The organism is Pseudoalteromonas sp. C12FD-1 (assembly GCF_037414265.1).
Lineage (GTDB): Bacteria > Pseudomonadota > Gammaproteobacteria > Enterobacterales > Alteromonadaceae > Pseudoalteromonas.
Genome location: NZ_JBBEVD010000039.1, coordinates 43,571 through 56,290 on the forward strand (window position 1 = coordinate 43,571; position 12,720 = coordinate 56,290).

15 protein-coding genes are annotated in these 12,720 nt (G+C 37.9%); 10 read left to right on the plus strand and 5 right to left on the minus strand.

Features of this window, described 5'->3' with window-relative positions; genetic code table 11:
• Window positions 1-77 precede the first annotated feature (77 nt).
• A complete protein-coding gene (locus WDB87_RS03995) occupies window positions 78-2,198 on the plus strand; it encodes a methyl-accepting chemotaxis protein (RefSeq protein ID WP_337849124.1) in 2,121 nt (706 codons plus the stop codon).
• An 87-nt stretch (window positions 2,199-2,285) separates the two neighbouring features.
• Here WDB87_RS03995 and WDB87_RS04000 read toward each other — a convergent pair whose 3' ends face one another.
• Entirely contained in the window at window positions 2,286-2,873 is a 588-nt protein-coding gene (locus WDB87_RS04000; protein WP_337849125.1) for a TetR/AcrR family transcriptional regulator, read from the minus strand.
• A 112-nt stretch (window positions 2,874-2,985) separates the two neighbouring features.
• Between WDB87_RS04000 and WDB87_RS04005 the strand changes: the two genes are divergently transcribed.
• Window positions 2,986-3,528: a carboxymuconolactone decarboxylase family protein gene (locus tag WDB87_RS04005; RefSeq protein WP_337849126.1), complete on the plus strand. Its 543-nt coding sequence runs from the start codon at window positions 2,986-2,988 to the stop codon at window positions 3,526-3,528.
• Between the two features lie 60 nt (window positions 3,529-3,588).
• Here the strand turns inward: WDB87_RS04005 and WDB87_RS04010 are convergent, their stop codons facing one another.
• Window positions 3,589-4,119 carry a hypothetical protein gene (locus WDB87_RS04010; protein WP_337849127.1) on the minus strand — a complete coding sequence of 177 codons (531 nt, stop codon included), beginning with the start codon at window positions 4,117-4,119 and terminating at the stop codon, window positions 3,589-3,591.
• 53 nt (window positions 4,120-4,172) lie between these two features.
• Between WDB87_RS04010 and WDB87_RS04015 the strand changes: the two genes are divergently transcribed.
• Together WDB87_RS04015 and WDB87_RS04020 are read left to right on the plus strand one after the other, a co-directional pair.
• Entirely contained in the window at window positions 4,173-4,544 is a 372-nt protein-coding gene (locus tag WDB87_RS04015; protein WP_337849128.1) for a DUF1294 domain-containing protein, read from the plus strand.
• Between the two features lie 25 nt (window positions 4,545-4,569).
• Window positions 4,570-5,076, plus strand: a complete 507-nt coding sequence (locus tag WDB87_RS04020; RefSeq protein ID WP_337849129.1) for a DUF6795 domain-containing protein — start codon at window positions 4,570-4,572, stop codon at window positions 5,074-5,076.
• Window positions 5,077-5,136: 60 nt separating this feature from the next.
• On the opposite strand, the gene WDB87_RS04025 is transcribed toward WDB87_RS04020, so the two are convergent.
• The 3 genes from WDB87_RS04025 to soxR form a co-directional block, all read right to left on the minus strand.
• The gene (locus WDB87_RS04025; protein ID WP_337849130.1) at window positions 5,137-6,222 is read right to left on the minus strand and encodes a rhomboid family intramembrane serine protease; all 1,086 of its coding nucleotides are present in this window, start codon (window positions 6,220-6,222) and stop codon (window positions 5,137-5,139) included.
• Entirely contained in the window at window positions 6,212-6,859 is a 648-nt protein-coding gene (locus WDB87_RS04030) for a hypothetical protein (protein WP_337849131.1), read from the minus strand. The genes WDB87_RS04025 and WDB87_RS04030 overlap by 11 nt, the downstream gene beginning before the upstream one ends.
• Before the next feature lie 94 nt (window positions 6,860-6,953).
• Window positions 6,954-7,418, minus strand: a complete 465-nt coding sequence (soxR, locus tag WDB87_RS04035) for a redox-sensitive transcriptional activator SoxR (RefSeq protein ID WP_337849132.1) — start codon at window positions 7,416-7,418, stop codon at window positions 6,954-6,956.
• Window positions 7,419-7,495: 77 nt separating this feature from the next.
• Here soxR and WDB87_RS04040 point away from each other — a divergent pair, with 77 nt between their 5' ends.
• The 6 genes from WDB87_RS04040 to WDB87_RS04065 all read left to right on the plus strand — a co-directional run bounded on the left by WDB87_RS04040 (window position 7,496) and on the right by WDB87_RS04065 (window position 12,384).
• Window positions 7,496-7,969 (plus strand): flavodoxin family protein, encoded by a 474-nt coding sequence (locus WDB87_RS04040; protein WP_286248856.1) that lies wholly within the window; start codon window positions 7,496-7,498, stop codon window positions 7,967-7,969.
• 64 nt (window positions 7,970-8,033) lie between these two features.
• Entirely contained in the window at window positions 8,034-8,546 is a 513-nt protein-coding gene (locus tag WDB87_RS04045; RefSeq protein WP_286248858.1) for a DsrE family protein, read from the plus strand.
• A complete protein-coding gene (locus WDB87_RS04050) occupies window positions 8,546-9,169 on the plus strand; it encodes a GDSL-type esterase/lipase family protein (protein ID WP_337849133.1) in 624 nt (207 codons plus the stop codon). The genes WDB87_RS04045 and WDB87_RS04050 overlap by 1 nt, the downstream gene beginning before the upstream one ends.
• A gap of 123 nt (window positions 9,170-9,292) precedes the next feature.
• Window positions 9,293-10,843: an EAL domain-containing protein gene (locus tag WDB87_RS04055; RefSeq protein ID WP_337849134.1), complete on the plus strand. Its 1,551-nt coding sequence runs from the start codon at window positions 9,293-9,295 to the stop codon at window positions 10,841-10,843.
• A gap of 58 nt (window positions 10,844-10,901) precedes the next feature.
• A complete protein-coding gene (locus tag WDB87_RS04060; protein WP_337849135.1) occupies window positions 10,902-11,423 on the plus strand; it encodes a hypothetical protein in 522 nt (173 codons plus the stop codon).
• 271 nt (window positions 11,424-11,694) lie between these two features.
• The gene (locus tag WDB87_RS04065) at window positions 11,695-12,384 is read left to right on the plus strand and encodes a LuxR C-terminal-related transcriptional regulator (RefSeq protein WP_337849136.1); all 690 of its coding nucleotides are present in this window, start codon (window positions 11,695-11,697) and stop codon (window positions 12,382-12,384) included.
• Window positions 12,385-12,720 lie beyond the last annotated feature (336 nt).

Consider the following 12,720-nt stretch of genomic DNA (forward strand, 5'->3'; position numbering starts at 1 on the left):
TTTCTTAGCGATATTCATAGCTTCATTTCTCAGATCTACTAAACTGTAGCCGTAGTTTAAATTAAAGGGTGAAATGAATGCGGGAATTATCGCTAGCAAAAAAATTACTGTGGCTTACAGTCTCAAGTATATTAATAACAGTAATAGTATTGTCGGTTACGTTGTGGTGGCAATTATCAACAAGTAACAAAGACTTAGCTGTTAAGTCAGAAGGGTACATTGTTGCCGAGGTTGAGCACAAACTTAATTCAAATGCAGCCGCTTATGGTGAAAAAATAGCAGGCTTTATTAATGAAGCCTATCGCGTACCTTATTCATTAGCCGCTTTATTAGGCGACGCTGCACAAAGTCAAAATTTAGACCGCGATACGGTTGTGAGCATTAACCGTTCGATGTTAGAGCAAAATACGTTGCTTTCTTCTATATATTCGCAATTTGAACCTAATGCTTTTGATGGGCAAGATTCCAGCTTTAAGCAAGGGTATAAACACTCAGTAAATGGCGATGGCACTTTAGAGGTATATATTACTCGCGATCAAAACGGCACCATTGAGCAGCAAAAAGTAGCCAGCGCCGCAGATAAATATATAACTTCATTAAACGAGTTTGGTATTCGCGAAGCGCATTGGTACTTATGTGCAAAAGACACGTTAAAGCCGTGTATTATGGAACCTTACTTATACGAAATCCCATCGGGTGATTCAGTAATGTTGACCTCGTTAACTGTGCCAATAATAAAATCGGGTCAGTTTTTAGGTTTAGCAGGTGCTGATTTAACCCTACCTACCTTTCAAGCAATGACCGAGCAATTGTCTAGCGAGTTATATAACGGGCAAGCAAAAGTAACGCTTTTAAGCGACATAGGCTTAGTGGTGGGCAGTAGCCATTATAAATCTAAATTAGGGCGCCCATTTAAAGAGGCTGTTAGTGCCGCTACTTTTAAAGAAGCCGAAAGATTCAAAGGTCAAAAAGGCATTTTTAAAATGTCGTCAGAGTATTTAGTTAATTATCCTATAAATATTAAACTTGCTAATACTCAGTGGTCTTTACTTATTGAAGTACCTACTAATTTAGCGCTTGAAGGGCCTGATGCTCTAGCTAAAGGAATGGAAGATACAGCAAGCTACTTAGGTGTAATGATCTTAATTACAGGAGCTGTAATAGCGCTAATCGCTTTTATTATTATGAAAATAGTAGTAGGCACTGTGGTCGCGCCACTTGAGCAAATTCAACAGCGTGTAGATAACCTTGCCAGCTCAGAAGGTGACTTAACTCATACACTCCATGTTGATACGCATGCAGAACTTATTGCACTTGCTGGTGGATTTAATGCCTTTTTAACTAAGTTACGAGGCTTAATTGCAGAGCTAAAAGATGTTTCATCGCAAACTAAGCATCAAGGCGAAATAGCGCAGCATATTGCTATTGATACCAAGCACAACGTGCAATCACAATTTCAAGAAATTGAAAGCGTGGTAACCGCCATGAACGAAATGAGCGCTACTGCACTTGAAGTTGCAAGAGCCTCTGAGCAATCAGCTCAACAAGCGGATGAAATAAATGGTTTAGTAGTAAGCAGTGAGTCGAGCTTATCGTCGGCTATGAGCCAAGTTAAAACCATGTCTGAAGAAATAAAAGAAGCTAACCAAGCGGTTGAAAAAGTGGCTTCGCGTAGTAAAGACATTACACAAATTTTAGATGTGATCAGAACGATTTCAGAGCAAACAAACTTACTTGCACTTAATGCTGCTATTGAAGCTGCTCGCGCTGGCGAGCATGGTCGAGGCTTTGCGGTAGTTGCTGATGAAGTACGTGCACTTGCCTCTAAAACCCGTTCATCTACCGATGATATTAGCCAACTTATAGATAGCTTATTATCAGAGGTAGGAAATGCATCTACCGTCATTGAAAACGGTGTTATTCGTGCTGAAAATGCAGTTAACGAAACCTCAGTTGCGTTTGAAGCACTGCATAGCGTGGTAGTAAAAGTGGATGAAATTACAAATCAAATAACCCACATAGCCACCGCCGCTGAAGAGCAAAGCTTAGTAACCGAAGAGATAAACCGTAACCTAACGCTTATTTCTGATGCCGCATCGCAGCTTGCTGATTTATCTACCCAAGCGGGCGATAGCAGCGAAGCGCTTAATGCATTGGTAGCGCAACAAGATAGCGAGCTTAATAAGCTTAAAACGTAAAAAAGTAAGATATAAAAAAGCGGCTAATTCACACTGAGTTAGCCGCTTTTTTTGTTGAGACTTTTTAGTTGTGAGTAATGCAAAAAGTTATAGCTTTTTGATCAAGGCAAACATTTGATTAATCATTGGCTGCGCTAATTGCTCAACCCCTGGGCGGTTAAAGTAGCCACGTAGCCCAGTAAATTGCACCTGAAAAAACTGCGCATATTCAAGCGCCGTAAGATTACTACTCAGCTCATTATTTTTAATAGCTTGAGCAAACAAGGTGGTTAAGTAGGCTTCAAACTTTGCCGATAGGTCTAAACTCAGCTCATATAATGAGGCATCTTTTTCTGCAAATTCACAGTTTGCTTTTACCAACATACAAATAGCACTTGGGCTACAGTCTTTTGTTTTAATTATTACGTTTTCTACAAACGCACGCAAACCACCTATAACAGTGTCAGAACTTGCTAAAAACCCGTCAATTTGGCTTTTCATTTGTACTGTGTAGTCTTTTAAAGACTCACTATATAAGCCTTCTTTAGAGCCAAACGCCGCATAAATACTGCCTGGGCGCATATTAATTGCTTCTTGTAAATCGCGGGTTGAAGTAGCTGTAAACCCCTTCTCCCAAAATAACTGGCTTGCAACGCGAATGACATTCTCGCGTTCAAATTTAACTTTGTTAGCCATCTTCATCTCAACTATTTTGAACATATGCTCAATTTTAACTTGAACAGTCGCTCAAAATCAAATAGTATGTGTCTCGAAGTTACTCAAACACATTAATTTATTGGAGCAGAACATGGCAGAATTTACGTTATATACTCAAGACAACGCACCTGAAGAATCAAAGCCGCTAATGGCTGATTCAGTAGCCGCATTTGGCATGTTGCCTAACCTTCACGCAGTAATGGCAGAAGCACCTACACTGCTTAAAGGCTACCAAGTACTGCACGACTTATTCCAAAAAACATCGTTTAACGCAGAAGAGCTAACAGTTGTATGGCAAACAATCAACGTTGAGCATGAGTGTCATTACTGTGTACCAGCGCACAGCGCAATTGCCGCTTCAATGAAAGTTGACCAAAATATTGTTGATGCTCTAGTAAACAAAACACCACTTGCAGATGCAAAACTTGAAACACTACGTGAAACCACACTTGCAATGACACGTGATCGCGGCGTAATTAGTGATGAGCAAATTGAGAAGTTTTTTGCAGCAGGTTACGGTAAACAGCAACTACTAGAAATTATTGTTGGCTTATCGCAAAAAGTAATGAGCAATTACACAAACCACCTTGCTGATACACCAGTTGACGAACCATTTAAAAAGTTTGCTAAATAATACCAACTTAATAAATAACAAAGGCAGCCTAGGCTGCCTTTTTGTGTTTTAAATGCAAAGTTATTTAAATTTTACGGTTTTTGTACTGCGTGTATAAGTACGTTGCTCAGGCTTAGTCCATTCACCCTTTTTTAAATAAGATGTTGAGACGACAAATTTATCGTTTTTTAATTCACTGGTTGAGCGTACTTTGGTGATACCTTCTTTACTGCCCGTTACTTCCTCATAGGCCACAAATTGGGTGGGGCTTAGCACTTTCATGGTACCCTTTGTATAAAACCCTGCGGTAGTGAAATAGTAAAAAACCAAAGAGTCTTTTTTACTATCGTAAAAAATCATCGATTCACCACCATACTCGCCTTCATTTATAGAGTGTGTAGTATGAATTGCTTTACCATTTAAAGCGCGCTCCCAGCGGCCTACATCTTGTACAGGCTTTGCACCTTCAGGCACTTTAAAATCGGCCTGCCAAGTGCCTAAATAAGGCTTAAATACAGCAAGTTCTTTGTCAAGGTTAGTGGGTGTATCAGTGGCGTAACTATTAAAGGTGTATAAACATAATACTAAAAATAGCGCTTTAAAATATGTCATAATTTGGCTCTTATTATTTTGCTTTAACTCTTTTTAGTATAGGCGATCATGAATTGATAAAGAAAACATTAATCACCTTCTCATTGCTTTTTTTAGCTGTAATCTGGCTCGCGTATCTATCTCAGTACTTGCCTATTTACATACCTATTTATGCACCCGTTTATATAAGTGCACTGAGCTTAATCACTTTTATAATGTACGCATGGGATAAGCGACAAGCTAAACAATCAACGCATAAAAAAGTAACTCGCACGAGCGAGCGTACGTTGCAATTACTATCATTATTTGGAGGATGGCCCGGTGCACTCATTGCACAGCAATGGCTTAGACATAAATCACAAAAACGTCGTTTTATAGTGGTGTTATGGCTGTGTATTATTTTAAATGCAGTGAGCATACTGTCACTACTTTTTCTGTTAGGCTAAAAGTATAAACGCCAAAAGGACTTTTATGGTTATTTCAAAATTAGCAGGTATTACTTTAACGCTTATTTTATTTTTACTATTCCCGATACAAGGATGCGCAGATATGTTTGGCTTTTTTAATAAACACGATGTAACACTATCACTGCAAATAAAAGGTCGGTTATTAAAAAATGGGGAGCCACAGGTGGGTGTTAAAATTACCCGAGAGCTTATTTATGGAGATACCTACATAGATGAAGTGGTAAGCGATAGCAATGGGGATTTTTATTTTGATAATAAAACTATACGTAGTTCAAACCCTTCCAGTATGTTTTTTAATAGCTCGTTACTACAGAGTATTTATATTGGTAACGAACAAGATGAAAATTCAATTTTGTGGTACGCCACAATACAGTTTACAGAAGAGCAAGCACTGCTGTCTGATATATTAAATAACTTTGAATGCGAACTAGGAAAAGAGGCCATAACGTACGATATACCGATAAAAAACTCTGGCCAATTTCATACAGTTTATACGCGTTGTATACGCTAGGGATTAAGTTAGCTTAATAAAGCCACTAATGCTTATCTATCAGTGGCTTTATAGCAACTGTTAACGTTTTAACTGTGCTTCGCTTTGATTAAGCAAACGAATTATTGGGTTTCCCTCTAAAATTTTGTTTTTTAGTAAGTAACCAATAATTAAGCCTGCTATAAACCCACCAATATGTGCGCCATAATCAATTCCATCTGGGCCTGTTATTGCACCAAAAATATTAAACCCTAACCAAATCGCGAAAAACCACACCGCAGAAAGCTTTTTTTGGTAAATTACAAACATAAAAGTAAGGCTTGCATGCCTAAACCACATTAAGTACATACCAAATAAACCAGCAATTGCGCCACTTGCACCTACACCAGGAATCGACGACATAGGGCTTACAATGAAGCTGGCAAACGAAGCAAGTAATCCGCACACTAAATACCACATTAAAAAGCGCTTATGGCCTAATACATCTTCTAGGTTATCGCCAACTATGTGTAAAAAATACATATTGCCCACTAAGTGCATAATAGAGCCATGTAAAAATACACACGTTAAAACACTCCATACCTCTTTGCCTTGGCTTAAATCTGCGGGTGTCATCGCAAAATTATCAATAACATAATTAAAGGCATTTGGATTTGAAAAATACAGTGCAAAAATGAGTGTATTTAAAGCAATAAGGCTGCGGGTCACCCACGGTGTTTTTTGTGGTTTTATATTATATTCAACTGGCATTTGCGTTAAAAATTGAAAAAGATAGGTTTTCCAACTTACTTTTTGATTAAGCTCACGTAAGCTGTTTTTTAATTCGGGGCTTTTTTCTACGCTTTCCAACTCGTCTCTATCAATCCATGTGCCATCACAATGTCTACATACATCAATTTCGGTATGATAGGCCTCAAGAAGATGAAAACGCTCTAAACTTTTACTGCAATCTGGGCAATCAAGTTCAGAGACACCTAAAGATTCTCCAAAATGTGTTTCAAATTTATCACCTTCTGGCCCTTCATTTATTTCGCTGATCATTCTATTAACTTCGTTTTTTTCAAACCATAAGCCACCGCATTCTCGGCATATGTCAATTTCTTCACCTTGATATTGGGTTACTTCTAATGGATGATCTTTACAATGAGGGCAGCGTTTAGTTGGCATGTGTTAACTCCTTTAATGAGCCGACTGAAATATCGTTTTGCTTTAGCTCTTTTTTTAATTGTTCGGCACTATTTTTTAATTGAGGAAGGGTCGTTGTTTTTAGTTGTTCTGCTATTTTGTTAAGCTCACTTGCAGCATGCTTAGCTGAGGTTTTTCTACTAACGGCTGCATTAATTAAAAACTCTGAACGAGAATAAAAACGGCGTATTTGGGTCAACAGTTCGCTGGGGGTTTCAAGCGTTGTTGGCGAGTATTGCATTGTTTGCCATATGTATTTTTCAAGCGTTGGCTTAAAATATTCCATTTCAGATTTTGGTGGGCTCTTAGCTAAAAGTTCGGCATATTCACTTACATTTTTAACATTATCGGTTACTTCATCAAACAATGATGTACGTAAATAATAGTTATCTTCCATTTTGCTAAAATTATCAAATTTAAGTGCTTGCTCTAAACCGCTCTGAGCGGCTAAATACACGCCAAAAATAGTAGAGATCACCATAAAAAACTGATTTAGCCAAAAGCCAGTACTTTTGAGCTCTTTGTTATCGACCGTTTTTAAGGCCTGTGCCAATTTTTGTGTGGTCGCTGGGTTTTTAGAGCTGTTATTGTGTGGGGCTTGGTTAGTAGGTTCCAACACTATATCCTTATAATTGCTTCCTTTTTAGACGTAATAGAGTACTTACATTGTAGCTAATTATCAATGCGACTTGCCGATAAATGTTCCTTTAATGCTAACTGGATGAATTTAACAGCACAGCACCACTTTGGTTTTCGCCTAAGTGGTCGTTTTTGTTATAAATAGGGCATTTGCTCATTGATAAGCACCCACAACCAATACAGCCATCAACGCGGTCGCGCAAACGCTGCATATACGCTATGCGCTCATCTAGCTGTGCTTGCCATTGCTTTGAAAGGGCTGCCCAGTCTTCTTGTGTGGGTGTGCGCTGCTCAGGTAATGTGGCCAGAGTGAGTTTAATTTCATCAAGTGTTATTCCCATGGCTTGTGCGGCTTTTATTACCGCTATACGGCGCAGTACATCTTTTTTGTAGCGGCGTTGATTGCCGCTATTGCGCCAACTACGTATTAGCCCTTTTGTTTCGTAAAAGTGCAAGGTTGATACTTTTACGCCGCTGCGCTTGGCGACATAACCTACGGTTAGGTTGGCTTCAGTTAATTTTTTTTGCTGTATTGGCATTATTTTAAATTTCCGTTTGACCTCAATATAACTTGAGGTTTTAAGCTTCTTGCAACATTAAAAAAGGAGCTAACTAAATGCAACTAAAACTTGAGCGTAGCACTGTTATTATTTACTCAAGCGCACGTAAAAATGGTAATACGCAGGCACACGTCAACAGCTTTGCTGAGCAAAATAATGTGCGGGTAATATGCTTAGATGATTATAAAATAGCGCCGTACTGTTATAACAAAAACTATAAAAGTGATGATTTTTACGCTGTATTTGAAGCGCTTTTAAAGTATGACCACTGGGTGTTTGCCTCACCCGTTTATTGGTACAGCACCACAGTACAAATGAAGTTATTTATTGATAGAATAACCGACTACATGGACGATGAAGCATTAAAACCAAAGTTACGAACGCTGCGTAGTAAGCATTTTTCTGTGCTTTCTAATGCGTCATCAACCGAAGCGCCTGCGTGTTTTATAGAGCAGTTTAAAAATACCTTTAGCTATTTAGGTATGCAGTTTATTAACCACAGCCATAAAAGTACCCAAAAGGTTGCTTAAATTGCAGCCTTTTTTGGTTGTCTCTGGTAGTTTAGTAATCATATTAAAAACACAGGATTGTTTTATGAAATATTTATTAGGGTTAGTACTGCTTTATAGCTCGTTTGTTAGTGCTAATGAGCAACCAATTAAAGGGTTTGGTAATTATTATGATGTACCTAAGCACGATAAAATTAATAGCTCTACGGTATTTAAAATAGCATTTGATGTTGCCGATGGCGCTAAAAAAGGCGAGCAAAATCATGCAATAAATTCGTTAGCGCGCTTTATTAATATGCATGTAGCGCATGGTGTAAAGCCTGAAAACATACAACTTGCATTAGTTGTGCACGGCAGCGCAAGTGTTGATGTGTTAGCTAATAGCGAATATAAAAAACGCTTTAGTGCTAACAATAAAAACCAAGCCTTAATTGAACAGCTACTTGCTAAGAACACTAAAGTGTATGTGTGCGGGCAATCTGCTACTCACTTTAAAGTAACGCCAGCGCAGTTAATTGATGGCGTAAACATGTCGCTTTCTGCCATGACCGCGCACGCTCAGTTACAACAACAAGGCTATACGCTCAATCCATTTTAATGACACAAATAACAAAAAAAATTCTCTGCTTTGGGGATTCTAATACGTGGGGCTTAAACCCCGAAACAGGTAAGCGCTATGATGAAAGTGCTCGTTGGACAATGCTTTTAAATCAGCAGCTTGGCTCTGAATATAAAGTAATAGAGGCAGGACAGCCAAATCGTACGCTAGTGAATAACCCGCCTTTTACGGGGGAGCTTAATGGGATTCGCTATTTAAAACCCTACTTAGAGCAGCATGTGCTGAGTATTATTGTTATAGCACTTGGTACTAACGATTTAAAAAAGCGTTTTAACTTAGCACCTGCAGATATAGCAACTAGCGTTACACAGTTAATCAGCTCTATTGAGCAGTTTTACTCGCCTGCAGATTTACCCCAAATAATTATTATTGGTCCTTTATTTATTAATCCTCAGCCTGGGTTAAGTCGTATTTATTTAAATTACGAACAAAAGTTGTTGCCTTTAAACGCACTCTTTGAACGTATAGCACAAGAATATGGGCTTAATTATGTTGATATTTCAAAACTTAAAGCCCCTCTAGGGAGTGACGGTATACATTTAAATTCCCAAGGCCACAAGCAGTTAAGCGAGCTGATAAGCCAAGTGGTTTTGCAATTATAATGCAACCAAATCAATAAATTAAAAATGTAATGTGGTTTAATTATTTTACAAGCTTAATTGCTTTTATGCACAGATATGCAATTATTATTGCACCTGTCTTACACTGCTTCTTTAAAAGGTGTTATGAAACAATATCAACGTAGGTCGTTAATTGCTGTAATAAGCGGTGTCGTAGTTTTTGCGATATGTGCTAGTACATTACTTTATTTTGCTGCACAAAAACTAGGCCGTCAGTTAGCGCGCGACTCAAATTATATTGTTCAACACATTGATGCTGCAGCTACAGAGCGCAGAAGCATTTTAACCCGCCTTAATAACTCGAACGCTAAACAATGTAACAACAATACACTAATAGAAATGCGCCGCGCATTGTTTGATGCACAATACGTGATAGATATTGGCTTTTTTATAAATGATGAACTTGTGTGTACGACTGGAGCTGGTAAATTAGCCAAGGCTATTAAAGATAACCCACCTGATTATATCCGCACTGACACTAACGATAATAAATCTGTAAGAGTAAGGTACGAACCGCAGTTGTATTTGCTTTTGTTTAGTGGTCGAGCAATGGAAGTAATCATTGTAAGGCAAGGCAGCTACAATTTAATTGTAGATACGCGGGCCTTTAACGACAAAGTGATTGTTTCTCCTCAGTGGGAAGTGCTTTATAAAAACAGCGATAACATGTTTCATCTAGCAGGCTCTAAAGGGGTTTATGAGCAGGTAAAAAGTAATGCATTTTTACCTTATGAGTCAATTATTAAATGCAGTACCGATAACCCAGGATACTGCGCAGCAGCGCAACTACCGTGGAGCCAATTTTTTGCAGATAATCAATTTTTATTGATTATTTCGCTTATTTTAATTTCGTTAGCTGGTGTATCGAGTGGGCTATTAATTGACTACAGCTTAGCGGCTAGGCGCTCAACTATTACGCGCGTGCGCAAGGGGCTAAAAAAAGGCTCATTTTATTGGACCTACCAACCTATTATTTGTTTGCAAACAGGTAAAGTTGTTGGTTGTGAGGCATTGGCCCGTTTTGAAGATAAATACGGGGTTTTGTTCCCAGACCAATTTATCCCTATTATCCGAAAAACAAATTTAACGTGGCGCTTTACTCAAGCTATGATTGAAAAAGTACTTTATGAGCTAACTACCGTTGAGGAGTTGCCACGTAACTTTAAAGTTTCTATTAATATTTTTCCTTACGATGTAGAAACAGGCAACATTGCGCTTTTAAAAGACATACCGGCACTTACTGATTCGCGCTTTATTATTTGCCTAGAAATAACAGAAGACGAATATTTAGACTCAACAGTTGCCCATACTCATTTTAAAAGCTTGGTTGAGGCGGGTTTTAATTTATCGATAGATGATTTTGGTACGGGTTATTCTAACTTAAAAAATCTACAAAACTTGAGCTTTCATCAACTTAAAATTGACCGCACCTTTGTGCAAGACATAACCACACAAGGCTTAAAGGCATCGATGATCCCTAATATAATGGCCTTGGTACGTAAATTTAATTACACCTGTGTAGCAGAGGGCATAGAAACAAATGAGCAAGAAGCCATACTAAAACAAGCTGGCGTACATTACGGCCAAGGCTGGAAATACGCCAAACCCATGGCGCTTAGTGAGTTTAAAGCGTATTTAAAATTACAAACAATTTAAACGTGTTTTACCTCACGCACGTATCAGTAGGGTATTTATAACAGTGTAAGGTTTAAAAATGATTAAAATAATAACCAGCGCATTTATGGTGTTAATGCTTAGCGCATGCTCAGCCCAATACCCAAACCAGCAAATTTTAGGTAAGCAGTTTCCAACCATTAGCGGCCAAAGCCTAGATGAAAAAATCGTAACTATACCAAGTGATTTTAAAACCGGTAAAACCTTGTTACTCATTGGCTATAAACAAGACAGCCAATTTGACATAGACCGTTGGTTAATTGGCTTAGACATGACAGGGGTTACATTGCCAACTTACGAACTGCCCACCATAGCAGGCATGGCTCCGCGAATGTTTAGTACATTTATAGACAGCGGTATGCGTAAGGGCATTCCAAAAGAGTTATGGGGTGGGGTAATCACTATTTATGAAGATGGTGAAACTGTGCAAAAATTTACAGGTAATCAAAACCCCAACAATACACGCGTTATTTTAATAGATAGCCAAGGTAAAATTTTATATTTTTACGATAGGGGCTTTTCGGTAGAGGCATTAAATAAATTCAAAGCGAATGTAAAGTAACAGGTGTAACCCAGTGATGTTTTGATGCAGCCATTTAATATATGAGAATAGCGCTATTTGTAGAATTAAGATACTTGCATGTTTCTTGAACTCACTGATCAGAGCAGTAACTCATACAGGTTTTAACGATTATATTTTTGTAACACTATGCAATATAAGAAATTCCTCTAAATAGTATGAGTATTCGTAGTGCCATATTTCATACAAAAATCGCATTGTAAATTGTATATAATTTAGCTAACGTATCATAAACATTTCAAGGATGAGATTTATGTCACTGCAGCAGGCCATTTTTGTAAAAACCACATTCCAATCATCTTTTCACACTGAAAGCTACACAGCTATTTTAAAAACTATCCAGGCGCTTTTTGGCAATATCAAAATGGATGATACTTTGCCTAAAGCAGAGCAACGCGGTCATTATAATTTGTTTTTAATTGATGGTGCTAATAATAATTGGCACGACTTAATTCCAGCAGATCTAATATGCTTAGCTAAGCAATACAGCATTGTTGTTTTTAATGTAGATAAAGAAAGTGTTTGTGAAAAAAACTTATTACTAAATCATATAAATGGTGTGTTTTATAAATCAGACGAGCCTGAAGATATTTTTAAAGGATTGGTAAGGGTAAGTGCCGGAGAGCTTTGGTTTACTCGTAAGGTCATTTCTCAAGCATTTAACGATTTACTGGCTGTTGCAGCTTCATTTAATAACTTAAGCGATAATATAGAGATTAAGCAAGACGATTACGCACATTTAACGAAGCGAGAAAAATCGGTTATTCATTTAATTGCCCAAGGGGCGAGCAATAACGCTATTGCCGATAAGCTTAATATAAGTGACCACACCGTTAAAACGCATTTGTACAGTGCCTTTAAAAAAACCAATTCGCGCAACCGTGTAGAATTGGCAAATTGGGCTCAGCGTTATATATCGGTTTTATTACCTATGGCTAAGTAATTATGCTAATTGGATACATTTAATGTCGGTTTAAGCAAAAATATTTTATATACGGTGAGCTGGTTGATACTACATCAGACAACGGTCGTTACCGCGACTACGTACGTGGTGCTACATTACCATCGTACGATTACCAATTATGTGTAACTGAAAATGTATGTTCTAACATCATTACAGTGTCATTTAATTAACTACTCCTAAAGTGACCTTAAGCCCAGCACTGCTGGGCTTTTTTTGTTTTACGATAAATCTAATAAGCTCTTAGAGTTTAGTTTGAACGTAAGCGTCTAGCAAAATACACCTGCCAGTAACTCAGTAAAATGATTAAGCTATTTC